A 23,797-nucleotide genomic window follows, 5' to 3' on the forward strand; every position below is an offset into this window, starting at 1 on the left:
GCGTCATTACACTGTCGCTCATGCCTCGCCCCGTAGCCCTGATCACCGGGCCGACGTCCGGGATCGGCGGGGGCTACGCACGGCGCTACGCGCGCGACGGCTACGACCTGGTCCTGGTCGCCCGCGACGTCGACCGGCTGACCAAACTGGCGGCCGAGCTCGAGGGCCAGGGCGGCAACATCGAGATCCTGCCTGCGGACTTGGCCGACGCGGCCGGCCGCGACAAGGTGGCCGAGCGGCTTGCCGCGGGGGTGCGGGTCCTGGTCAACAACGCCGGCTTCGGCACGTCCGGCGAATTCTGGACGACGGATCCCGCGCTGCTGCAGGCGCAGCTCGACGTCAACGTGACCGCGGTGCTGCAGCTGACCCGGGCCGCGGTGCCCGCCATGGTCGCGGCCGGCGCCGGGACCGTCATCAACGTCGCCAGCGTCGCCGGAATGGTGAACGGCCGGTCGTCGACCTATTCGGCGTCCAAGGCGTGGGTGATCTCGTTCAGCGAGGGCCTGGCCGGCGCGCTGGACGGGACGGGCGTCGGCGTGCACGCCGTGTGCCCGGGCTTCGTGCACACCGAATTTCACGCTCGGGCCGGGATGGACATGGCCAAGCTGCCGCCGTTCCTGTGGCTCGAGGTCGACGACGTGGTCGCCGCAAGCCTGGCCGACGTCGCCGCCGGCAAGGTGGTCAGCGTGCCGGGCCTGCAGTACAAGGCGATCGTCACCGCCGGGCGGCTGCTGCCCCGCGGCCTGGTGCGCAGCGCCGCGAAACGAGTGGGCGGTCGTGACCGCAGCTGACGCCCGCGAGGAGCTTTCCGATTTGGTGCGCCGGCTGTCGGTGGTGCACGGGCGGGTGACCCTGTCGTCGGGCAAGGAGGCCGACTACTACGTCGACCTGCGCAGGGCCACCCTGCACCACCGCGCCTCCGCGCTGATCGGCACGCTGATGCGCGAGCTCACCGCCGACTGGGACTACGCCGTCGTCGGTGGACTGACGCTCGGCGCCGACCCCGTCGCGACCGCCATCATGCACGCGCCCGGGCGGCCCATCGACGCGTTTGTCGTGCGCAAGTCGGCGAAAACCCATGGGCTGCAACGCCTTATCGAGGGATCCGAGGTCTCCGGCCGGCGGGCCCTGGTGGTCGAGGACACCAGCACCACCGGCAACTCGGCGCTCACCGCGGTGCATGCCGTGCAGGACGCGGGCGGCCAGGTGATCGGGGTGGCCACCGTGGTGGACCGCGCCACCGGCGCCGCCGAGGCCATCGAAGCAGAAGGAATTCCCTACCGCAGCGTGCTGGGCCTGGCCGATCTGGGGCTGGGCTAGGCCACGTTTCATGCATGCGCTGTCACATGTGCCACAGCAGCCTCTCGTCCGGGCGACTCTCGTTGTGCCCGCCTCACAGCGACAGAACAAGTCGCCCAGCCGCCGCCCAGTTGTCGCTCTGAGGCGGGCAAGTCGTCGATCCGTTCCCCGACCGGCTCCTGTGGCAAACGTGAATGATGTCAACTAGATTCGAGCGCCTGGCCGGCGTCGCGTGCGTTGTCGTCTTCACGGCGGCGAGTGCCCTGGGCTGTTCGGGCTCCAACGGCCCGGTGCGGCCGTACGGCGCGCAGGGGGCCCGGATCGGCGAATCGCTGGCGCTGCTGGGCTGGAACATGTCGGTGTCGAACCTGCGCTGGGACGGCGACTACGTGCTGGTCGACCTCGACGCGTCGCCGGCCGACCCGAAGGCGCCGCACGCCAAGCCCGAGGACCTTCGCTTCGGGCTGTACGGCGCGCTGGCCCACCCGATGGAGTCGGCCGCGCTGGGCAGCTGCGACGATGCGGCGACGACCGTGCACGACATCCAACACCCGCTGTCGGCGCCGCCCGGCCGGCTCACGGGCAGCATTTGCCTTGGGCCGCTTAAGGATCGGAGCCAGGTGCGCGGGGTGTACGCCTACTCGCCGCGCGACCGGATCCCGAACACCTCGGCGGCCTACCCGGCGGCGTTTCCGGTGGGGCTGCCGCCGACCAACGCGAACGACACCGGCCTGAGCGTCAAGACCGTCAGCCTGTCGGCCTGGCGCGCCGACGGCGCCCCGATGACCAAGGCCCAGCTCGGCGACCCCGCCGCGTTTGTCGGCAACGGCTACATGCTGCTGGGTCTGGAAGCCACCGCCCTCGCGGACCGCTACCGCGACGACTCCGCCAAGCGCGGCGGGCCGCTGATGCTGCTGGCGTCGCCCACCCTGCCCGGCCGGGGCCTCAACCCGGCGTGCGCGACGTACGGGTCGTCGGTGCTGATCCTGCCCGACGCGTCACAGGATTCGGTGCGCGTCAACGCGTCGCTGTGCACCCAGGGCGAGATCAACGAGGCGCTGCTGTACGCCACGGTGGCGGTCGACGGCACCCACGCCGGCGTGTGGACGCAGCGATGAGCGACCCGGGGCCCACCGAATGGGGAACGACGGGCGGCGGCGTCGGGCCGTGGCCGGGCGAGCCGCCCGACGACCCCCGGTACGACCCAAACCTATTGCGCGACGGCGATACTCGCAACGTCGTGGACTCCTATCGGTACTGGACCCGCGAGGCGATCATCGCCGACATCGACCTGCGCCGTCACCCGCTGCACGTGGCGATCGAGAACTTCGGCTACGACGCCAACATCGGCTCGGTGGTGCGCACCGCCAACGCCTTCGCCGTCGACACCGTGCACATCGTCGGGCGGCGGCGCTGGAATCGCCGCGGCGCCATGGTGACCGACCGCTATCAGCGGCTGTGCCACCACGACAGCACCGCCGCGCTGCTCGAGTTCGCGGTGGGCGCCGGGCTGACGGTGGTGGCCGTCGACAACGTCCCAGGCGCACAGCGGTTGGAGGAAACGGCGCTGCCGCGGGAGTGCCTGATGGTGTTCGGCGAGGAAGGCCCGGGCATCACCGACGACATCCGGGCCGGCGCGGCGCTCACCGTGTCGATCGCCCAGTTCGGCTCGACGCGCAGCATCAACGCCGGCGTCGCCGCCGGCATCGCGATGCACGCGTGGGTGCGGCAGCACGCGGACCTGTCGCGCGCCTGGTAGCCGCCTTCAGTGTGAAGTTCGCCGGCGTGTCATCGCCCTGGGCGCACACTCAGCTCCACAGCGTCACATGCACTTTCGGGCGGAAGCGGGTCACGCCGACGCCGCTGCCGCGGATCATCGCCTGGGTGCACCGCGGCGTGGTGATGAAGCGGACGAGCTCAGACACGGCCGGTTGCCGCACCGACGGCCCCAGCGTGGCCGCGCACCACTCGCCCGACCTTTCCATGCCGGGCCCGCTCAGGCGGGTCAACCGCCCGGCCGCGAGGTCCTTGGCGACGGCGAAACCGATCGTCAGCGACACACCGCCGACCCGCTGCACCTCTTCCAGCGCGGCGGCGTCGCTCTGAAAGATCCGCTGGTTCGACTCCGGAATCGCCAAGTCCGCCAACATCTTTGCGATCTCGCCGTCCACGCCACCGGCGGCCGGGCCGAGCATCCACTGCTGTTGGCGCAGCAGCGCCGGCGTCGGAATGCCCGCCGCCAGTGGGCTGTTCGGCGGCGCGACGGTAATGATCTGGTATTTCAGGAACGGCCGCACGAAGATCCCGTCGTCCGGACCGAGCGAACCCTCGCCAGAGGGACCGATCGCGATGTCGACGGCGCGCGAGCAGATCAAGTCGCGGAACCGGCTCGTCGGGTGCACGCTCAGCTCCACCGACAGGTCGTCGGCCCGCGATGAGAACAGCTCGATCAGCCCGGGAGCCGCGTGCTCGGCGAACGCGGTCGAAGCGGCGATCCGCAGCAGCCGGCGCCCGTGAGCGGCCTCGGTCACCTCGATCGCGGTTTGTTGCTGCAGCCCCAGGATTTCGACCGCGCGGCTGGCCAACCGCAGCCCACCCGGCGTGAACGCCAGGCCCGCGCCCGTCCGGGTGAACAACGGGTCGTCGAGCTCCTTGCGCAGCGCCGCCACCAGCATCGACACGCCCGCGTCGGAAACGCCCAACTCGGCCGCGGCCGCGCGCACCGAACCCAACCGCACCACCGCCGAATAGGCCCGAAGTTGAGCCGGAGTCACGCCATGAGCTTACGTTTAAAGCGTGCGTGACGTCCTTGCCGAGCTGATGGCGATCTGGCGCGCCGGCGAAACCGCGGGATTGGGCACGGTGGTGCGCACCTTCCGGTCCGCGCCGCGCCCGCCGGGGGCGTCGATGATGGTGGCGCCGGACGGCTCGGTGACGGGGTCGGTGTCCGGCGGCTGCGTGGAGGGCGCGGTCTACGAACTCGCCAGCGAGGTCGCCAAGACCGGAACCCCGCGGCTGGAGCGCTACGGGGTCAGCGACGACGACGCGTTCGCGGTCGGGCTGACGTGCGGCGGCATCATCGACGTCTTCGTCGAGTCGGTGTCGCGATCGACCTTCCCCGAACTCGGCGCGGTGGCCGACGACATCGGTGAGCACCGCCCCGTGGCGGTCGCGACCGTCATCGCGCATCCCGACGCGCGCTGGGTCGGGCGCCGCGTCGTCGTCCGGCCCGACGCGCTGGCCGGATCGCTGGGTTCGGCGCGCGCCGACGCCGCGGTCGCCGACGACGCCCGCGGCCTCCTGGCGGTGGGCCGCAGCGACGTCCTCAAGTACGGGCCCGACGGGCAACGCCTCGGCGAGGGCATGGAGGTGTTCGTCTCCTGCTTCGCGCCGCGTCCCCGGATGCTGGTGTTCGGCGCCATCGACTTCGCCGCGGCCCTGGCGCAGCAGGGATCGTTCCTCGGCTACCGGGTCACCGTGTGCGACGCCCGCGAGCTGTTCGCCACGGCGGTGCGCTTCCCCACCGCCGACCATGTCGTCGTCGATTGGCCGCACCGCTACCTCGCCGCCCAGGCGGAGGCGGGCGCCGTCGACGCGAGCACGGTGATCTGCGTGCTCACCCACGACCCCAAGTTCGACGTCCCGGTGCTCGAGGTGGCGCTGCGGCTGCCCCAAGTGGGCTACGTGGGCGCGATGGGGTCGCGGCGCACCCACGACGACCGGATGAACCGGCTGCGGGCGGCGGGGCTGACGGACGCCGAGCTGGGCCGGCTGTCCAGCCCGATCGGCCTGGACCTCGGCGCGCGCACGCCGGAGGAGACGGCGGTGTCGATCGCCGCCGACATCATCGCCAAGCGCTGGGGCGGGGGCGGCCGCCCGCTGAGTGAGACCGTCGGACGCATCCACCACGACGCACCGGAGCCGCAGGTAGCGGGCGAGTTCAGCGATCACTTAACTCGCCGTTGACGCCCAGTGTGACGCGGCCCACACTGCTCCCATGCAAGTACCTGGGCCCTTCGAATACGAACGTGCGACCAGCGTCGACCACGCCGTCGGCCTGCTGGACCGGCTGGGGGAGGGGGCGCGCGTGATCGCCGGCGGGCACAGCCTGCTGCCGATGATGAAGCTGCGCATCGCCAACCCCGAATACCTCGTCGACATCAATGACCTGGCGCCTGAGCTCGGGTACGTGATCACCGATCCCACCCTGGTGCGCGTCGGCACCATGACCCGGCATCGCGAGATCCTGGAGTCCGACACCCTGGCCGCCGTGTGCCCGATCTTCCGTGACGCCGAACGGGTGATCGCCGACCCGGTGGTCCGCAACCGCGGCACCCTGGGCGGCTCGCTGTGCCAGGCGGATCCGGCCGAGGATCTCTCAACGGTGTGCACAGTGCTGGGCGCGGTGTGCCTGGTGCGTGGACCGTCGGGGGAACGCGAGATCGCGATGGACGACTTCATCGTCGGCCCGTACGAGACGGCGGTCGCCCCGAACGAAATCCTGATCGAGGTGCGAATCCCCGTGCGGCTCAACACGTCCAGTGCATACGCGAAAGTGGAACGGCGCGTGGGTGACTGGGCCGTTACCGCAGCGGGCGCGGCCGTCACCCTCGACGACGACTCGATCGCCGCCGCCCGCGTAGGCCTGACTGCCGTCAACCCCGACCCGGGCGCGCTGGCCGAGATCTCGGCGGCGCTGGTCGGCCGGCCGGCCACCGACGAGACCTTCGACGAGGCCGGTCGCCTGGCCGCCGCCGCCTGCGAGCCGGTGACCGACATCCGCGGCACCGCCGACTACAAGCGCCACCTCGCCTCGGAACTCACTATCCGCACGTTGCGCACCGCGGCGCGGCGGGTTGGCGAACAAAGGAGCCAATAGCGATGCAAGTCACCATGACCGTCAACGGCGAGCAGGTCACTGCCGACGTCGAGCCGCGGATGCTGCTGGTGCACTTCCTGCGGGATCAGTTGCGGCTCACCGGGACCCACTGGGGATGCGACACCAGCAACTGCGGAACGTGCGTCGTCGACGTCGACGGCGTGCCGGTGAAGTCCTGCACCATGCTGGCCGTGATGGCGTCCGGCCACAGCGTGCGGACCGTCGAGGGGCTGGCCGTGGACGGCCAGCTCGACCCGATCCAGGAAGGGTTCATGCGCTGCCACGGGCTGCAATGCGGCTTCTGCACACCGGGCATGATGATCACCGCCCGCGCCCTGCTGGACCGCGATCCCAATCCCGACGAGGAGACCATCCGGGAGGCCATCTCCGGGCAGATCTGCCGCTGCACCGGATACACGACGATCGTGCGCTCCATCCAGTGGGCTTCGGCGAAGCACGCCGCAAAAATAGAGGCGGAGGCACAGTCATGACCACCATCGAATCCCGCCCGCCCGAAGACACCGCAGACAACGACCAAAAGCCGTGCGGCCACGGCCGGATGCTGCGCAAGGAGGACCCGCGCTTCATCCGCGGGCGCGGCACCTACGTCGACGACGTCGCGCTGCCGGGCATGCTGCACCTGGCAATCCTGCGCTCGCCGTACGCGCACGCCCGCATCGTCGGCATCGATACCACTGCGGCGCAAGCACATCCGAAGGTCAAGGCGGTGGTGACGGGCGCGGACCTGGCCGAGAAGGGCCTGGCCTGGATGCCGACGCTGTCCAACGACACCCAGGCCGTCCTGGCCACCGACAAGGTGCGCTTCCAGGGCCAGGAGGTGGCCTTCGTCGTCGCCGAGGATCGCTACTCGGCCCGCGACGCGCTCGAGCTGATCGACGTCGACTACGACCCGCTGGATCCCGTCGTCGACGTGCGCAAGGCGCTCGACTCGTCCGCGCCGGTGATCCGCACCGATCTCGACGGCAAGAACGACAACCACATCTTCGACTGGGAGACCGGCGACGCCGCCGCCACCGACGCGGCGTTCGCCAAGGCCGACGTCGTCGTCAAGCAGGAGATCGTGTACCCGCGGGTGCACCCCGCGCCGATGGAAACCTGCGGCGCGGTGGCCGATTTGGACCCGGTGACCGGCAAGCTGACGCTGTGGACCACCTCGCAGGCCCCGCACGCACACCGCACGCTGTACGCGTTGGTCGCGGGCCTGCCCGAACACAAGATCCGGGTGATCTCGCCCGACATCGGCGGCGGCTTCGGCAACAAGGTGCCGATCTACCCCGGCTACGTGTGCGCGATCGTCGGCTCGCTGCTGCTGGGCAAGCCGGTGAAGTGGATGGAGGACCGCAGCGAGAACCTGACGTCCACCAGCTTCGCCCGCGACTACATCATGGTCGGCGAGATCGCCGCGACCAACGACGGCAAAATCCTCGCGATCCGGTCCAACGTGCTGGCCGATCACGGCGCGTTCAACGGCCAGGCGGCGCCGACGAAGTATCCGGCCGGCTTCTTCGGGGTGTTCACCGGCAGCTACGACCTCGAGGCCGCCTACTGCCACATGACCGCCGTGTACACCAACAAGGCGCCCGGCGGGGTGGCCTACGCGTGCTCGTTCCGCATCACCGAGGCGGTGTACTTCGTCGAACGGCTGGTGGACTGCCTGGCGTTCGAGCTGAAGATGGACCCGGCCGAGCTGCGGCTGCGAAACCTGCTGCGGCCCGACCAGTTTCCGTACCAGAGCAAGACCGGCTGGACGTACGACTCGGGCGACTACGAGGCCACCATGCGCAAGGCCATGGACATGATCGGCTACGACGCGCTGCGGGCCGAGCAGCAGGAGCGGCGGGCGCGCGGCGAGCTGATGGGCATCGGGATGTCGTTCTTCACCGAGGCCGTCGGCGCCGGCCCGCGCAAGGACATGGACATCCTCGGCCTGGGCATGGCTGACGGGTGTGAGCTGCGCGTGCACCCGACCGGCAAAGCCGTTGTGCGGCTGTCGGTTCAGAGCCAGGGGCAGGGGCACGAGACGACGTTCGCGCAGATCGTCGCCGAGGAGCTCGGCATCCCGCCCGACGACATCGAGGTGGTGCACGGCGACACCGACCAGACCCCGTTCGGGCTGGGCACCTACGGCAGCCGCTCGACGCCGGTGTCAGGCGGCGCCGCGGCGTTGGTCGCGCGCAAGGTGCGTGACAAGGCGAGAATCATCGCGTCGGGCATGCTCGAGGTCTCGGTCGCCGACTTGGAGTGGGAGAAGGGCTCGTTCCACGTCAAGGGTGATCCGTCGGCGTCGGTGACCATCCAGGACATCGCGATGCGCGCGCACGGGGCCGGCGACCTGCCCGACGGCATCGAGGGCGGCCTGGACGCCGAAGTCTGCTACAACCCGGAGAACCTGACGTACCCCTACGGCGCGTATTTCTGTGTGGTGGACGTCGACCCGGGCACCGCGGTGGTCAAGGTGCGCCGCTTCCTCGCCGTGGACGACTGCGGCACCCGCATCAATCCGATGATCATCGAGGGGCAGGTGCACGGCGGCATCGTCGACGGCATCGGGATGGCGTTGATGGAGATGATCGCGTTCGACGAGGAGGGCAACTGCCTCGGCGGATCGCTGATGGACTACCTGATCCCGACCGCGGCCGAGGTGCCGCACCTGGAGACCGGCTTCACGGTGACGCCATCGCCGCACCACCCGATCGGCGCGAAGGGCATCGGCGAATCGGCCACCGTCGGATCGCCCCCGGCGGTGGTCAACGCCGTGGTGGATGCGTTGGCGCCGTACGGGGTTCGGCACGCCGACATGCCGCTGACGCCGTCGCGGGTGTGGGAGGCCATGCAGGGCAGAGCGAGGCCGCCGATCTAGATGATGATCAGTGAGCGCGTTCAGGAGCTGTTGGCGGCACGGACACCGTTCGTCCACGCGACCGTCGTGCGCGCCCAGCCGCCCACCTCGTCCTATCCGGGTGACGAGGCAATCCTGTTGGCGGACGGCACAATCGAGGGCTTCGTCGGCGGCCAGTGCGCCCAGAACTCGGTCCGCAAGGCGGCGATGGGCGCGCTGCAGGCCGGCGAAAGCGTGCTCCTGCGAGTGCTTCCCGACGGCGACGTGCACTTCCCCGAGGCTCCCGGCGCCTGCGTCGTCGTGAACCCGTGCCTGTCCGGCGGGTCGCTGGAGATCTTCCTGGCCCCGCAGCTGCCGGCCCCGCTGATCCGGGTCTACGGGACCACGCCGATCGCCGAGGCGCTGACCCGGGTGTGCGGCGTCCTCGGCTACGACGCCCGCAGCGACGGCGACCTCTCCGACGCGACCGCCGTCGTCATCGCCAGCCACGGCGGGCCGGAAGCCGAAACCATCCGCGCGGCACTGGATCACGGCGTCGGCTACATCGGCCTGGTCGCCAGCAAGGTGCGCGGCGCCGCGATCCTGGACTCGCTCGACCTCTCGCCGGAGGAGCGGGCGCGGGTGCACACCCCGGTCGGCCTGGCCATCGGCGCAAAGACCCCCGCCGAGATCGCGGTCTCGATCGCGGCCGAACTGATCGCCGGCATCCGCGCCGGCCTGCGCCGCGCCGTCGCGCCGGAGGCCGTCGCGCGCGAGGCGGTCGATCCGGTGTGCGGCATGACCGTGACGATCGGGCCCGCCACCGAACACCTGCGGGTGGGCGGCGCCGACCATTGGTTCTGCGGCCCGCGATGCCGCGCCGCGTTCGCCGACCGGCCAGCCGGCGCATGACCGGGCCGCCCGTCACCGGCGTCGTGCTGGCGGCCGGTGGTTCGCGCAGGCTGGGCACGCCCAAACAGCTTCTGCCGTACCGGGATACGACCCTGCTCGGGGCCACCCTGGAGGCGGCCCGTGGCGCCGGGTTCGACCAGCTCATCGTCACCCTCGGCGGCGCCGCGGCGGCGGTGCGCGATGCGGTGCCGATGGCCGGGGTCGACGTGGTGCAGGTCGACGACTTCGGGACCGGATGTGCGGCCTCGCTGCGCGCCGCTCTCGAGCGGGTGGACCCCCGCGCCGCCGGCATCGTGCTGATGCTCGGCGATCAACCCCGGATCGATCCGCTGACACCGCGGCGCGTGGCCGCCGAAGGCGCGACCGCCGACATCGCCGTGTGCCGCTACGACGACGGGATCGGCCACCCGTTCTGGCTCGGCCGTGCGCTGTTCGGCGAACTCCGCGAACTGCACGGCGACAAGGGGGTGTGGAAGCTCATCGAGTCGGGCCGGTACCAGGTGCGCGAACTCGTGGTCGACGGTCCCGTTCCGCTCGACGTCGACACCTGGGACGACTACCGCCGGCTGGTGACGTCCTGATGTTTGACGGCGTGCAGGACGTGATCGCCCGGTTCGATGCGCACGACTACCTGCTCGACACGGGAACGGCGTCGGCGATCTACCTGGCGGTCACGCTCGGCCGCCCGCTGCTGCTGGAGGGCGAACCGGGCGTCGGCAAAACCACGGCCGCGAAAACCCTTGCGGCCGTGCTAGATACACCGCTGGTGCGGCTGCAGTGCTACGAGGGACTCACCGCCAGCGAGGCGCTCTACGACTGGAACTACCAACGGCAACTGCTGTCCATCCGGCTGGCGGAGGCGCGCGGCGCGAGTATCGATGAGGCCGACCTCTACACCGAGAACTACCTCGTCGACCGGCCCATCCTGCGGTGCGTGCGGCACCGCGGCCCGACGCCGCCGGTGCTGCTGATCGACGAAATCGACCGCGCCGACGACGAATTCGAGGCGCTGCTGCTGGAATTCCTCGGTGAATCCGCGGTCACCGTGCCCGAGCTGGGCACCTTCGTCGCCGAGCGCCCGCCGATCGCGGTGCTGACCTCCAACCGCAGCCGCGACCTGCACGACGCGCTGCGCCGCCGCTGCCTGTACCACTGGATCGACTACCCGGAACCGGCCCGGGCCGCCGCCATCGTCCGGCGGACGGTACCGGGGGCGACGGCGCCGTTGATCGAGCATGCCACCCAATTCGTCGGGCGCACGCGCGATCTCGACCTGGACAAGCCGCCCGGGGTGGCCGAGACCATCGACTGGGTCTCCGCCCTGGTGGCGCTCGGTGTCGCCGACCTGGTTGACGAGGCAACCGTGACCACCCTGGGGGCGCTGGCCAAGACCCCGGACGACCGTACTCTGATTCGCGACGAGTACCACACCTTCGCTGAGCACAGCCGCACCTGAGAGGACCCACAGCATGAAGATCGCCAACCAGTTCACCGTCAGCGCACCCATCGAGCAGGCCTGGGACGTGCTGTGCGACCTGGAGCAGGTGATCCCGCTGATGCCTGGCGCGCAGCTCACCGGCCACGAGGGCGACGACTACCTGGGCAAGGTCAAGGTCAAGGTCGGCCCGGTCACCAGCGAGTTCAGTGGCAAGGTGCGCTTCGTCGAGCTGGACCGCGAACAGCACCGCGCGGTCATCGACGGCAAGGGCAAGGAGGCGCGGGGCACCGGCAACGCCGCCGCCACGGTCACCGCCCAGTTGCACGAGGACGGGGAACGCACCAGCGTCACCGTCGACACCGATCTGAAGATCGTCGGCAAGCTGGCCCAGTTCGGCAGCGGCATGCTGCAGCAGGTTTCGGAGAAGCTGCTGGGCCAGTTCGTGGAGTCGCTGGAGGCAGAACTGGCCGCCAAGAACACCGGCGCCCCGGCGCCCGACGCGGCGCAGGAGGAGCCGATTCCGGCGTGGCCGGCGAACCCGGTCCCGGGGACGCGCCAGCCCCCCGCCCCCGAGCCCGAGCCCATCGACCTGCTCGAGCTCGCCGGTGGCGACCAGCTCAAGAAGTACGCGCCCGTGGCGCTGGCCGTGCTGGCCGCGCTGGTGCTCGGTTGGCTGCTCGGCCGGAGGCGTTAGCGCGTCGTGCCCACCCCACTGCTGTTGCGGGGCGTCGACCTGGCCGCGTTCGCGGCCGCCCTGGTGGCGCGCCTGCGCGGCGCGGGGGTGCTGGTGTCGGCCAACGGCCCGGCCGACTTCGTGCAGGCGATGCGGCGGTTGGTGCCGGACACCACGTCGGCGCTCTATTGGGCGGCCAGGCTGACGCTGGTGAACCGGATGGAAGACCTGGTGGCCTTCGACGCCGTGTTCACTTCGGTCTTCGGGGCGGTCGGCGCCGCGCGCCCCGAGGGCGCAACCGAGCCCGTCCTGCCCCTGCCCGGCCCCAAGACACCCGCGGCCGGCACGGTGCGACCCGCCGGCGGTCCGTCGCAGGCCGGCGCGCACCAGCTGCCCTGGGCCACCCGCGCCACCGCCGATCGGGACGCAACCCCGACGAGCGTCGTGCTTCCGGATCCGCTGCCCAGCCGCATCGCCGCGCGCGCCGACGAACCGTTCGATCGCTTCGACGCGCAAGACCTTCGCCTGCTCGGCTCCTGGCTCGAGGCGACGGTCGCGCGCTGGCCGCGGCGCCGCAGCATGCGCTTCGAGCCCAGCGCGGGCGGCAAGCGGATCGACCTGCGGGCCACCATGAACGCGTCGCGCGCCACCGGCTGGGAGTCCGTGATCCTGGCGCGAACGCGGCCCCGCCGCCGGCCGCGGCGGGTGGTCCTGGCCTGCGACGTGAGTCGGTCGATGCAGCCGTACGCCGCGGTCTATCTGCACCTGATGCGCGCCGCCGCGCTGCGCCAGGCCCGCGCCCGCCCCGAGGTGTTCGCGTTCTCGACGTCGCTGACCCGGCTCACGCCGGTGCTGTCGCACCGCTCGGCCGAGGTGGCGCTGCAGAAGGCCAACGCGAAGGTCACCGACCGTTACGGCGGCACGTTCATCGGGCGCAGCGTCGCCGCCCTGCTAACCGCACCGCACGGAAACGCGCTGCGCGGCGCCGTGGTGATCATCGCCTCCGACGGCTGGGACAGCGATCCGCCCGACGTGCTCGCCCACGCGATGGCCCGGCTGCGCCGCCGCGCCGCGATGCTGGTGTGGCTCAATCCCCGTGCGGCGCAAGGCGATTTCCAGCCGCTGGCCGGTTCGATGGCCGCGGCCCTGCCCTACTGCGACCTGTTCCTGCCGGCGCACTCGCTGACCGGTCTGCGCGAGTTGCTCGTGGCGTTGACGCGCCCGCGGCTATCAATCGCGCCGTAACGGGTACCAGAGAGTTCATGGGAGCCAGCACAGAACCCCGTGCACAGCGCCAATGGCTGATACTCGGAGTCATCGGGATTGCGCAGCTGATGGTGGTGCTCGACACCACGATCGTCAACATCGCGCTGCCCTCCGCGCAGGGGGCCCTGCACTTCGGCACTGAAAGCCGGCAATGGATCATCACCGCCTACTCGCTGGCCTTCGGCAGCCTGCTGTTGCTGGGCGGCCGACTGTCCGACCTGGTCGGGCGCCGGCGCACGTTGCTGATCGGCCTGGCGGGATTCGCCGTCTCGTCGGCGATTGGAGGTGCGGCGACGGGCTTCGCCATGCTGGTCGCCGCCCGGGCGGCCCAGGGTGTCTTCGCCGCGGTGCTCGCCCCGGCGGCCCTGTCCACCCTCAACGTCACGTTCACCGACGCCAAACAGCGCGGCAGGGCGTTGGGCGTGTACGGCGCAATCGCCGGCGGGGGCGCGGTCGTAGGGCTGTTGCTCGGGGGCGCGCTCACCGAATGGCTGTCGTGGCGTTGGTGCCTGTACGTGAACTTGGCCTTCGCGGTCGTCGCCGCCGGGGGGGTGTTGGCGCTCGTCCCCGCCAGAGACGAGCGCGGCAGCATGGCCCGGCTCGACTGGCCCGGCATCATCGCCGCGTCGGGAGGCCTGTTCTGCCTGGTTTATGGCCTGTCGAACGCGGAAACCGACCGCTGGGGCGCACCGTTGACCGTATGGATGTTTGTCGCAAGCGGCCTGCTGCTGGTCGCCTTCGCGGTCATCGAGGCACGGGCCGCCGCGCCCTTGCTGCCGCCGTGGATTGTCATGGACCGCAACCGCGTTGGTGCGTACCTAGCCATCATGGTGGCGTTCTGCAGCATGTTCAGCGTCTTCCTGTTTCTCACCTACTATGCGCAACAGAACTTGGGCTACAGCCCGCTCAAGACCGGTGTCGCGTTCTTGCCGCTGAGCGTCGGCATCGCGGTCTCGGCCGGTGTGGCCAACGCCCGCTTGATTCCGCAGTTGGGCCCCCGCCGGGTGATCCCGCCCGGCATGCTGATCGCCGCCGGCGGCATGTTTTGGCTGGCGCAGCTGGATATTCATTCCACCTATGCGGGCGGTGTGCTGGGACCCCTTTTCCTCTTGGGTGCCGGCACGGGCCTGACGTTCGCGCCGGCGATCGCGACCGCCACCGCGGGCATCACCGGCAAGGACGCCGGCGTCGCCTCGGCGATGGTAAACACCACCCAACAGATCGGCGGCGCCATCGGAACCGCCGCGCTGTCAACAATTTTCGCGTCAGCCCTGACGCGCTACATGACCGGCCATCGGCCGCCGGGTCCGGCTCTGCGACCTGCCGCCGCGATCCATGGCTACGGCGTCGCTTTTAGCGTCAGCTGCGCGCTGTTTCTGGCCGGCGCGGCGGTCACCGCGCTGCTGCTGCGCGGCGGGTCTGCAGGCGGCCCCGAAAGGCACCATCGCGCGGCGCAATCGAAGCTTTCCGGTCCGGCGCCGGGATCGTACGCCGCCGTGGCGTTAGGGGCGTCGGTCGCCATTGCGCTTGTTGCCGTCGTCCTTACGGCGACGGCGTTGCATGGATCGCAATCTCGCGGCGATGTCGTCCGGAGCTGCGTCGCGAGCACAAAACCACAGGTTGAGCATTACCGGCCCGGCGGCCTCAACGAACTGGCCAACATGCGCGACTGCGAGTCCGTCAACGCGCGTTAGCTCAATCGATCACCGGAGCCACGAGCGGATGCGGACGCTTGGCCTCGGTCCCGCCGCTCCCGTAGGGCCGGGTGAGTATTTCCAGGCGGTGTCCGTCGGGGTCATCGAAGTACACCCCGCGCCCGTCGTCCCAGGTGTTGATGGCCCCGGGGTCGTCATGCATGGGGTCGGACCAGTAGGGAATCCGGCGCTCCCTGATGCGTGAAAAGATTTCGTCGAATTCGGCTTCGGTGACCAGAAACGCGTAGTGCAGCCGATCGAAATCCCCTTCGCTGTCAACGAAGTCCAGGGTCGTATCCGGGCCGACCTGCAACACCGCGAACTCGCCCAGTCGTACCGCCGGGCCGAGTCCGAGGACTTCGGTGAAATAGCGGGCCGTCGCTTCTTTGTCGCGGGCGGCCACGATGTGATGATTCAAAACGGGCATTCCCGTTGGCTACCCCGCCGAGGCCACGCCTAACGCTCGTCGATCGCCGCGATGAGTTGCTCGGGCGTCAGCGGCAGCGAGCGCACCCGGACCCCGAGCGCGTCGTACACCGCGTTGGCGATCGCGGCGGCCGTCGGACCCTGGGCGCACTCGCCGATCCCCAACGGTGGATTGCCCCGTCCGGCAATCAATTCCACGTCGACCGATGGCACCTCGGAGAACCGCAGGATGGGGTAGGTCTCCCAGGTGTCGCTGGTGACGTTGAACTCGTCGAAGCGCACCCGCTCCTTCAGCGTCCAGCTGGCGGCCTGGATCGCGCCGCCCTCGATCTGGTTTTCCGCGCCGTCGGGATTGATGACCAGGCCGGCATCCACCGCGATGACCAGCCGGCGCACCCGGACCTCCTCAACCGCCTCGACCTCGGCCACCACCGCGCAGTACGCGGCGGTGTTCTTGTACCGCGCATACCCGATGCCGCGGCCGAGCGCCTCCCGGGGTTCCCACTCGTCCCACCCGGCCCGCGCCGCCGCTGCCCGCAGCACCGCCCGACCACGGGGGTCCGAGAGGTGCGCCAACCGGAATTCGACGGGATCGCGCCCCGCGGCCGCGGCCAGTTCGTCCATGAACGACTCCGCGGCAAAGACATTGACGAAGGCGCCCAGCGAACGCAGCGCCGAGGTGCGCAGCGGCATCTCGGTCAACAGGTGGTTGATCACCCGGTAGGACGGAAAGTCATACCCCGGAACCGAATTGCGGCCGGTGCCGCCGCCCCACCCGACCGGCGGCTCCCCGCCGGCCCGGATCGGCTCGCCGCCGGCGCGTTCGCTGGCCGCCAGTAACGCCGACGTCGGCGTCGTGCCCGGACGGCCCATGTAGCTGCCGCTCCAGATCTCGTGGCGCCAGTCGACCACCCCGCCGTCGTCGCCGCACTCGGCGGCGATCTCCACGACGGCCGCGGGACCGAAAGGCGCCCAGGCCAATTCGTCGGCGCGCGACCACACCAGGTGCACCGGGCGTCCGGGGACGGCTCGGGCCAGCAGCGCGGCGTCCATGGCCGCGTCGTCGGCGCCGTTGTGCCCGTAGCACCCGGCCCCCTCGACGTGGCGCACCACCACGCGATCCACTGAAAGGCCAAGCGCGGCAGCCAATTCCCGCCGCAACACGTGCACACCCTGGCTGTGCGACCAGACCTCCAGGCGGCCATCCGGGTGCGACAGCGCCGCCGCGGCCGACGGGCCGATCGACCCGTGGGCCAGGTACGGCCGGTGATAGCGCGCCGAATGCGACCGCGCCGAATTCACTTGCGGCGCAGCCTCTTTAGAGGCTAACACCGATGTCTCGGCCGGCGCCGACACCAGGAACGACGGCAGGTCGTCCTCGTCGGGCAGCGTCGGGCGCTCGTCCCACTCCGCATCGCCGCGCAGCCGTTCGGCCGCGCGCACCGCGACCTCCTCGCGTTCGGCCACCACGCCGAGGAACTCGCGGTCCCGCACGACGCTGATCACGCCCGGCAGCGCCAGGGCGGGGCCGGTGTCGAGATCACGCAACCGCGCCCCGCGCGACGGCGGCCGAACCACGCGGCCGTAGAGCTGACCGTCCAAAACGAGGTCGTGCAGGTAGCGCGGGCGCCCGGTCAACTTGTCGGGCAAGTCGAGTCGCGCGACGTCGGTGCCGACGACGGCGTACGCCGACTCCGGCTTGGGCGTCGCCGCGCCGGTGGCCGCACGATCCAGCAGCGAATCGTCGGCGAGCTCCCAGTAGCTGGTGAATACCCCTTCGGGGCCGGTGATCTCGCCGTCGTCGACGTCCAGCTCGTCGGGCGCCACGGCGAGCTTGGCCGCCGCGACGTCGAGGTAGATCGTCCGCGCCTCGGCGCACGCCTGGCGCAGCGCCGCGCCCGACTGCTGGATCGAGCGGCTGCCGGCGGTGAAGCCCTCGTCGGGGCTGCGATCGGTCGCCGCGGCGGTCATCCGCACGCGGGCGATGTCGACGTCGAGCTCCTCGGCGGCGATCTGCGCCAGCGCGGTCAACACCCCCTGACCCAGTTCGACCTTGCCGGAACGCACCTCGACGACGCCGTCCGGCCCGATCCGAACCCATTCGCCCAGAACGGGATTGGCCGCCAGCGACTCCGGCAGGTCAGGCATCCACCGACCCCCGCATCTCGGCCGCCGCAATAAGCACCGCCGCCACCACCCGGTTGTGCGAGCCGCAGCGACACAGGTTGGGGTCCAGCGCCGCGCGCACCTCGGCCTCCGTCGGATCGGGGTTGTCGGCCAGCAGCGCCGCGGCCGCCACCACGATGCCCGACATGCAATACCCGCACTGCGCCGCCTGTCGCGCGATCAAGGCGCGCGAAATCGGGTGCGGCCCGCCGTCGTCGCCGAGCCCCTCCACGGTGCGGATCGACTTGTCGCCCACCGACCACAGCGGGGTGTCGCACGAGTAGATGGGGCGGCCGTCGGCCAGGACAAAACAGGCGCCGCACAGGCCGACCCCGCACCCGAACCGCGTCCCCTTCAAACCCAGGTGGTTGCGCAGCACGTACAGCAGCGGTGTGTCGTCGTCGGCGTCGACCTCGTGGCGCCGCCCGTTAACCGTCAGTCTTCGCATGGACTCCAGCATCCTCCGCCGCGGCGCTAGGGCAGGATCGACAATTATGGATCAGCTCTGGGCCAACCGGGCGGCCAGCTCCGAAGCGGCTGTCGCGCAACGCCACCTGAAACGGTTGTGGGCGCTGCCGGCGACGCAGCTGGGGGTGGTGGCCTGGCCCGCGGCCCGCAAAGACCTGCTGTTCGGCACCTGGCACTACTGGTGGCAGGCGCACCTGCTGGACTGCCTGGTCGACGCGCAGTTGCGCGACCCGCAACCGCACCGGCGCACCCTGATCAACCGCCAGGTCCGCGGGCATCACATACGCAACATCAAGTGGACCAACAGCTACTACGACGACATGGCCTGGCTGGCCTTGGCGCTGGAACGTGCCGCCCGGATCGCCGGCGTCACGCGCCGCCGCGCCCTGCCGAAGCTGGCCGGCCAGTTCGTCGGGGCCTGGGCGCCCCAGGACGGCGGCGGCATCCCGTGGCGCAAGCAGGACAAGTTCTTCAACGCCCCGGCCAACGGCCCGGCCGGCATCTTCCTCGCCCGCTATGGCGACCACCTGCAGCGGGCCGACCAGATGAGCGACTGGATCGACCGCACGCTGATCGACCCCGAGACGCACCTGGTGTTCGACGGCATCAAGGACGGTTCGTTGGTCCGCGCCCAGTACACCTACTGCCAGGGCGTGGTGCTGGGCCTGGAGACGGAGCTCGCCGCACGCACCGGCGCGGAGGCCCGCGCCCGCCATCAGGCGCGGGTGCATCGACTGGTCGCGGCGATCGGCGAGCACATGGCGCCCTCCGGCGTGCTGCGGGGCGCCGGCGGCGGCGACGGCGGCCTGTTCGCCGGCATCACCGCCCGCTACCTCGCGCTGGTCGCCACCACGCTGCCCGGCGACTCGGCCGACGACGCGATGGCCCGCGACGCCGCGCGCACCATCGTGCAGTCGTCGGCGAAATCGGCCTGGGACTACCGGCAAACCGTGGACGGGCTGCCGCTGTTCGGCCCGTTCTGGGACCGCGACGCCGAGCTGCCGCCCGAACGGTCCGAGGCCGGCCAGGAAGCGGAATTCGTCGCGGGCGCCGTCAACTCCTCGGAGATCGCCGAGCGCGATCTGTCGGTTCAGCTATCGGGCTGGATGCTGATGGAGGCCGCAGGTAACGTCACCGCCGTGAGCGCGAAATGAGCAACCTCAACGGCGACTGGAACCCGGACGAGGCAACGCTTGCCGAGGCCAACCTGACGCGCTTCATGGCCTGGCTCGCCGAGACCGGGCGCGGCGAGTACGACGATTACCCCGAGCTCCTGCGCAAGTCGGTCGACGACATCGAATGGTTCTGGGACGCCGTCTGGCATTTCTTCGACATCCAGGCGGACAGCCCACCGAGTGCCGTGCTGGGCAACCGGTCCATGCCGGGCGCCGAGTGGTTTCCCGGCGCCACGATCAACTACGCCACCGAGGTGTTCCGGCACGCCACCGACGCGCGTCCGGCCATGATCGTCGTCGGCGAGGACGGCTCGACCGAGTGGCCGTGGGCGCGGCTGCAGCGGGAGACGGCGGCGTTCGCCGCATACCTGCGCAACCTCGGCGTCCAGCCCGGCGACGCCGTCGTGGGCTACCTGCCCAACGTCCCCGAGGCCGTCGTCGCCGCCCTGGCCGCCGCCAGCGTCGGCGCGATCTGGGCGGTGTGCAACCAGGACGTGGCCGTCGACGGCGTGATCGCCCGACTGGGCCAGGTCGAGCCCGCCGTGCTGGTGGCCACCGACGGGTCGGTGTACGGCGGCAAGCGCATCGACCGGCGCGCCGAGCTGGCCACGATCCGCGGCGCGATGCCGACGCTGCGGGCCACCGTGGTGGTGCCGCGCCTCGGGCTGTCGATCGACGACGACGCCGTGCCGTGGGCCAAGGCGGTCGAAGCGGATGCGCCCCTGGACATCACGCCGGTTCCGTTCGCCCAACCGCTGTGGGTGATGTTCTCGTCGGGGACGACGGGCAAGCCGAAGGGCATCGTGCACGGCCACGGCGGCGTGGTGCTCGAACACCTGAAATACCTGACCCTGCAACTGGATCTGCGGCCGGACGACCGCTTCCTGTGGTACTCGTCGACCAGCTGGATGATGTGGAACTTCCTGGTGTCCGGGCTGCTGGTCGACACGACGATCGTGCTGTACGACGGCAGCCCGACGCATCCCGGCACCGACGGGCTCTGGAAGGTCGCCGCCGACGCCGGCGTCACGTTCCTCGGCGCGGGCGCGGGCTACCTATTGGCTTGCGCCAAGCAGGAATTGAGGCCCGGCGAGGCGCATCCGCTGGACGCCGTGCGCGCGGTGGGATCCACCGGCTCCCCGTTGCCCGCGTCCGGCTTCCGCTGGGTGCAGGAGGGGCTCGGCCGGCCCGTCCCGGTGGTCTCGATGAGCGGCGGTACCGACGTCTGCACCGCCTTCATCGGCGGTTGCCCGATCGTGCCGGTCAAGGCGGGCGAGCTGTCGTCGCTGTGCCTGGGCGCGGCCATCGAAGCGTGGAATGGCCAGGGAAATCCCGTCATCGGGGAAGAGGGCGAGCTGGTGGTGACCAAGCCGATGCCCTCGATGCCGGTGTTCTTCTGGAACGACGCGGACGGCAGCCGGTACCGCGGCGCCTACTTCGAGAAGTACCCGGGGGTTTGGTGCCACGGCGACTGGATCACCATCAGCGAACGCGGATCCGTTGTGGTGCACGGCCGTTCGGACGCCACCCTGAACCGGATGGGCGTGCGGATGGGCAGCGCCGAGATCTACACGGCGGTCGAGCGCATGCCCGAGGTGCAGGACTGCCTGGTGGTCGGCGTCGAGCAGGACGACGGCGGCTACTGGATGCCGTTGTTCGTGGCCCTGGCCGACGGCGTCGAGCTCGACGAGGGGCTGCGCTCGAAGATCGTCGCGGAGATCCGTCAGCACGCCTCGCCGCGCCACGTGCCCGACGACATCCTGGACGTGCCGGGCATTCCGCGGACGCTGACCGGCAAGCGGCTGGAGATCCCGATCAAGCGGATCCTGCTCGGGACCGCGCCGGACCAGGCCGTGCAGCAGAGCTCGATCGACAGGCCCGAACTGCTAGAGGCTTTCGTTGCGTACCGCAGAAGTCGGGTGTCCTGAGTCGTCCGTCGCGGCAGTCCCGCGCCGCCGGCCCCGGTAGCCGCGCCAGGCGGCGATGAACGCGGGGATCAGCGACACGAACAGGATGCCGAGGATGATCTTTTCCAGGTTCTGGTGCACGAACGGCACGGTGCCCAAAAAGTAGCCCGCCAGGGTCACGCCGCCGCCCCATGCGATGCCGCCCACGATGTCGAACCCGAGGTACACCGGGTAGCGCATGTACGACACTCCGGCGATCACCGGGACGAACGTGCGCACGAACGGCGCGAAGCGGGCGAGGATGACCGCCCAGGGCCCGTACTTCTCGAAGAACGCGTGCGACTCCGTCACGTAGTGCTTCTTGAAGAACCGGGAATCTTCCTTCCGGAACAGCGCCGGCCCGATCCGGCGCCCGATGAAGTATCCGCATTGGTCGCCCAGTATCGCGACCAGCGCGACGGACGGCGCCAGCACCCAGATGCTCGTCGGTGGGTTCGGGTGCGCGGTCAGCAGCCCGCCGGTGAACAACAGCGATTCGCCCGGCAACAGCGGAAACAGCAGCCCGGTCTCGATGAAGACGATGACCAGGATCCCGGGCAGCACCGCTTTCCCGAAGACGCCGCCCGAGCCCAGCCAGTACATCGGGTCGAGGATGTTCGGCAGGGCCGTCACCACGGTGCTCACGATGCTTCAACATACCGGTCTTGCGATACTGGACGGACCCAGCCGCCAGGAGGAGCCCATGCCCATCGCCACGCCCGAGGTGTACGCCGAGATGCTCGGACGCGCCAAGGAAAATTCCTACGCCTTCCCGGCCATCAACTGCACCTCGTCGGAGACCGTCAACGCCGCGATCAAGGGCTTCGCGGACGCCGGCAGCGACGGCATCATCCAGTTCTCAACGGGCGGTGCGGAGTTCGCCTCCGGCCTGGGGGTCAAGGACATGGTGGCCGGCGCCGTCGCGCTTGCCGAATTCACCCGCAGCATCGCGGCCAGATACCCGATCAACGTCGCGCTGCACACCGACCACTGCCCCAAGGACAAGCTGGACAGCTACGTGCGGCCGCTGCTGGCGATCTCGGCCGAGCGGGTGGCCGCCGGCCAGGACCCGCTGTTCCAGTCCCACATGTGGGACGGGTCGGCGGTGCCGGTCGAGGAAAACCTCGCCATCGCGCAGGAACTGCTCAAGGAGGCCGCGGCCGCCAAGATCATCCTCGAGGTGGAGATCGGCGTGGTGGGCGGCGAGGAGGACGGCGTCGCCCACGAGATCAACGACAAGCTCTACTCCACTCCGGAGGATTTCGAGCGGACCGTCGACGCGCTGGGCCACGGCGAGCACGGCAAGTACCTGCTGGCCGCGACGTTCGGCAACGTGCACGGCGTCTACAAGCCCGGCAATGTCAAGCTGCGCCCCGACGTGCTGGCGCTGGGCCAGCAGGTGGCCGCGGCGAAACTCGGCCTGGCCGCCGACGCCAAGCCGTTCGACTTCGTGTTCCACGGCGGTTCGGGGTCGCTGAAGTCGGAGATCGAGGAGGCGCTGCGCTACGGCGTCGTGAAGATGAACGTCGACACCGATACCCAATACGCGTTCACCCGCCCGATCGCCGGCCACATGTTCGCCAACTACGACGGCGTGCTCAAGGTCGACGGCGAGGTGGGCGTCAAGAAGGCCTACGACCCGCGCAGCTACCTCAAGAAGGCGGAGGCCGGCATGAGCGAGCGGGTCGTGGAGGCCTGCAACGACCTGCACTGCGCGGGGAAGTCGCTGAGCTCAAGCTGACCGTTCCGCCGCGAGCGCCCGGCCAGCCGGGCACTCGGCACCGAACGTGCGGCTGGCCGGGCACTCGGCACGAACCGGGGGCGTTAGCCGCTGGGGGATTGGCAGATTTTCCACTGATCGTCGCGGTACTGCAGGTCGAGGCTGCGGGTCGAACGCAACGACGGGTCGTATGCCATGAACGTGGTGATGTTCGCCTCCGCGTGCTGGCCGTTGACGACGACCTGGTCGATGCTGGCGATCACCGGGTACTGCTTGGCCGCCGAGACCCGCTGATAGGTCTCCTGCCACGCGTGTTCGTCGTAATCCACGTATCCGTCGCGGACGGTCCCGCATGTGACGGTGCGCAACGCGGTCAGGTCGCCCCGCTGCACCGCGATGTCGTACAGCTGGATGGTGTGCCGAACCTGGTCTTCCTCAGACACTTTCGAGTGTTTGCCGCGGGTCAGCAGCACGGTGCCCAGGATCGCGATCGCCGCCAGCGCCAGCACGACCACCACCAGCGCCAGCACCCAGCCCCAATTGAACTGCCGGGTGGTGCGCAGCTTCGCCCCGAGTCGCGGCGGAATCGCTTGCGGCACAGCGGCTTTGGGGGGAACACCCAGCTGTGTCGTCGCGGCCTCGCCGGGCGGCGGCGACGCGATGACCTCCGTGGCGGGCTCCGCGGACGACGTCGCGATGACCTGGGTCTCCTTCGCGTCGAAGCCGGGGGCCGTGAAACGACGCTCGCGCTGCTGGCCTGCAACGTTCTCCGAGGCCTCGGCATCGCTGTCCTGATCGCCCTTGTTGATCACCACGGTCTCGGTCTCGGGGTCGACGGGGACCAGCGGCTGGTCCTCGGCTGCCCCTTCGGGTTCCGGTGGATTGGGCATAGAGGG

23 protein-coding genes are annotated in these 23,797 nt (G+C 70.3%); 17 read left to right on the forward strand and 6 right to left on the reverse strand.

The window, feature by feature from the left end:
• Window positions 1–20 precede the first annotated feature (20 nt).
• The 4 genes from AWB92_RS16620 to AWB92_RS16635 all read left to right on the forward strand — a co-directional run bounded on the left by AWB92_RS16620 (window position 21) and on the right by AWB92_RS16635 (window position 3,058).
• Window positions 21–791 (forward strand): SDR family oxidoreductase, encoded by a 771-nt coding sequence (locus AWB92_RS16620; RefSeq protein WP_068177270.1) that lies wholly within the window; start codon window positions 21–23, stop codon window positions 789–791.
• On the forward strand, window positions 778–1,320 hold the full coding sequence (gene pyrE / locus AWB92_RS16625; protein WP_068135746.1) for an orotate phosphoribosyltransferase: 543 nt from the start codon (window positions 778–780) through the stop codon (window positions 1,318–1,320). Before AWB92_RS16620 ends, pyrE begins: the two co-directional genes overlap by 14 nt.
• A gap of 176 nt (window positions 1,321–1,496) precedes the next feature.
• On the forward strand, window positions 1,497–2,417 hold the full coding sequence (locus AWB92_RS16630) for a hypothetical protein (RefSeq protein WP_241523487.1): 921 nt from the start codon (window positions 1,497–1,499) through the stop codon (window positions 2,415–2,417).
• On the forward strand, window positions 2,414–3,058 hold the full coding sequence (locus AWB92_RS16635; RefSeq protein WP_085187386.1) for an RNA methyltransferase: 645 nt from the start codon (window positions 2,414–2,416) through the stop codon (window positions 3,056–3,058). The genes AWB92_RS16630 and AWB92_RS16635 overlap by 4 nt, the downstream gene beginning before the upstream one ends.
• A 49-nt stretch (window positions 3,059–3,107) precedes the next feature.
• Here the strand turns inward: AWB92_RS16635 and AWB92_RS16640 are convergent, their stop codons facing one another.
• Window positions 3,108–4,073, reverse strand: coding sequence for a LysR family transcriptional regulator (locus AWB92_RS16640; protein WP_085187389.1), 966 nt, complete (start codon window positions 4,071–4,073; stop codon window positions 3,108–3,110).
• Window positions 4,074–4,095: 22 nt separating this feature from the next.
• Between AWB92_RS16640 and AWB92_RS16645 the strand changes: the two genes are divergently transcribed.
• The 10 genes from AWB92_RS16645 to AWB92_RS16690 are packed head-to-tail and all read left to right on the forward strand — an operon-like array spanning window position 4,096 to window position 15,000.
• Window positions 4,096–5,265, forward strand: a complete 1,170-nt coding sequence (locus AWB92_RS16645; RefSeq protein WP_085187391.1) for an XdhC family protein — start codon at window positions 4,096–4,098, stop codon at window positions 5,263–5,265.
• 31 nt (window positions 5,266–5,296) lie between these two features.
• Window positions 5,297–6,178 carry a xanthine dehydrogenase family protein subunit M gene (locus AWB92_RS16650; RefSeq protein WP_085187394.1) on the forward strand — a complete coding sequence of 294 codons (882 nt, stop codon included), beginning with the start codon at window positions 5,297–5,299 and terminating at the stop codon, window positions 6,176–6,178.
• A 2-nt stretch (window positions 6,179–6,180) separates the two neighbouring features.
• The gene (locus tag AWB92_RS16655; RefSeq protein ID WP_085187397.1) at window positions 6,181–6,669 is read left to right on the forward strand and encodes a (2Fe-2S)-binding protein; all 489 of its coding nucleotides are present in this window, start codon (window positions 6,181–6,183) and stop codon (window positions 6,667–6,669) included.
• Window positions 6,666–9,059 (forward strand): aerobic carbon-monoxide dehydrogenase large subunit, encoded by a 2,394-nt coding sequence (locus AWB92_RS16660; protein ID WP_085187400.1) that lies wholly within the window; start codon window positions 6,666–6,668, stop codon window positions 9,057–9,059. The genes AWB92_RS16655 and AWB92_RS16660 overlap by 4 nt, the downstream gene beginning before the upstream one ends.
• Complete coding sequence (locus tag AWB92_RS16665; protein WP_085187402.1) at window positions 9,060–9,929, forward strand: XdhC family protein; 870 nt, start codon at window positions 9,060–9,062, stop codon at window positions 9,927–9,929. It begins immediately after the preceding gene.
• A complete protein-coding gene (locus AWB92_RS16670) occupies window positions 9,926–10,510 on the forward strand; it encodes a nucleotidyltransferase family protein (protein ID WP_085187739.1) in 585 nt (194 codons plus the stop codon). The genes AWB92_RS16665 and AWB92_RS16670 overlap by 4 nt, the downstream gene beginning before the upstream one ends.
• A complete protein-coding gene (locus AWB92_RS16675; RefSeq protein ID WP_085187404.1) occupies window positions 10,510–11,385 on the forward strand; it encodes a MoxR family ATPase in 876 nt (291 codons plus the stop codon). Before AWB92_RS16670 ends, AWB92_RS16675 begins: the two co-directional genes overlap by 1 nt.
• A gap of 13 nt (window positions 11,386–11,398) precedes the next feature.
• A complete protein-coding gene (locus AWB92_RS16680) occupies window positions 11,399–12,061 on the forward strand; it encodes an SRPBCC domain-containing protein (protein ID WP_085187406.1) in 663 nt (220 codons plus the stop codon).
• A gap of 6 nt (window positions 12,062–12,067) precedes the next feature.
• Complete coding sequence (locus tag AWB92_RS16685; RefSeq protein WP_085187409.1) at window positions 12,068–13,285, forward strand: VWA domain-containing protein; 1,218 nt, start codon at window positions 12,068–12,070, stop codon at window positions 13,283–13,285.
• 17 nt (window positions 13,286–13,302) lie between these two features.
• Window positions 13,303–15,000 (forward strand): MFS transporter, encoded by a 1,698-nt coding sequence (locus AWB92_RS16690; RefSeq protein WP_173817434.1) that lies wholly within the window; start codon window positions 13,303–13,305, stop codon window positions 14,998–15,000.
• A gap of 1 nt (window position 15,001) precedes the next feature.
• Here the strand turns inward: AWB92_RS16690 and AWB92_RS16695 are convergent, their stop codons facing one another.
• From AWB92_RS16695 to AWB92_RS16705, 3 genes are read right to left on the reverse strand one after another with little or no spacing between them, the layout of a single operon-like run.
• Window positions 15,002–15,427, reverse strand: coding sequence for a VOC family protein (locus AWB92_RS16695; RefSeq protein WP_085187415.1), 426 nt, complete (start codon window positions 15,425–15,427; stop codon window positions 15,002–15,004).
• A gap of 29 nt (window positions 15,428–15,456) precedes the next feature.
• Complete coding sequence (locus AWB92_RS16700; RefSeq protein ID WP_085187418.1) at window positions 15,457–17,574, reverse strand: molybdopterin cofactor-binding domain-containing protein; 2,118 nt, start codon at window positions 17,572–17,574, stop codon at window positions 15,457–15,459.
• A complete protein-coding gene (locus AWB92_RS16705; RefSeq protein WP_085187742.1) occupies window positions 17,567–18,040 on the reverse strand; it encodes a (2Fe-2S)-binding protein in 474 nt (157 codons plus the stop codon). The genes AWB92_RS16700 and AWB92_RS16705 overlap by 8 nt, the downstream gene beginning before the upstream one ends.
• A gap of 46 nt (window positions 18,041–18,086) precedes the next feature.
• Between AWB92_RS16705 and AWB92_RS16710 the strand changes: the two genes are divergently transcribed.
• Window positions 18,087–19,214, forward strand: a complete 1,128-nt coding sequence (locus tag AWB92_RS16710) for a glycoside hydrolase family 76 protein (RefSeq protein WP_085187421.1) — start codon at window positions 18,087–18,089, stop codon at window positions 19,212–19,214.
• Window positions 19,211–21,163 carry an acetoacetate--CoA ligase gene (locus AWB92_RS16715; protein WP_085187424.1) on the forward strand — a complete coding sequence of 651 codons (1,953 nt, stop codon included), beginning with the start codon at window positions 19,211–19,213 and terminating at the stop codon, window positions 21,161–21,163. Before AWB92_RS16710 ends, AWB92_RS16715 begins: the two co-directional genes overlap by 4 nt.
• Here the strand turns inward: AWB92_RS16715 and AWB92_RS16720 are convergent.
• Entirely contained in the window at window positions 21,122–21,826 is a 705-nt protein-coding gene (locus AWB92_RS16720) for a DedA family protein (RefSeq protein WP_085187427.1), read from the reverse strand. The genes AWB92_RS16715 and AWB92_RS16720 overlap by 42 nt on opposite strands.
• Before the next feature lie 58 nt (window positions 21,827–21,884).
• Between AWB92_RS16720 and fbaA the strand changes: the two genes are divergently transcribed.
• A complete protein-coding gene (gene fbaA / locus AWB92_RS16725) occupies window positions 21,885–22,922 on the forward strand; it encodes a class II fructose-bisphosphate aldolase (protein WP_085187745.1) in 1,038 nt (345 codons plus the stop codon).
• Window positions 22,923–23,005: 83 nt separating this feature from the next.
• Here the strand turns inward: fbaA and AWB92_RS16730 are convergent, their stop codons facing one another.
• Entirely contained in the window at window positions 23,006–23,791 is a 786-nt protein-coding gene (locus AWB92_RS16730) for a hypothetical protein (RefSeq protein WP_085187429.1), read from the reverse strand.
• Window positions 23,792–23,797 lie beyond the last annotated feature (6 nt).

This window comes from Mycobacterium sp. IEC1808, assembly GCF_002101935.1.
Lineage (GTDB): Bacteria > Actinomycetota > Actinomycetes > Mycobacteriales > Mycobacteriaceae > Mycobacterium.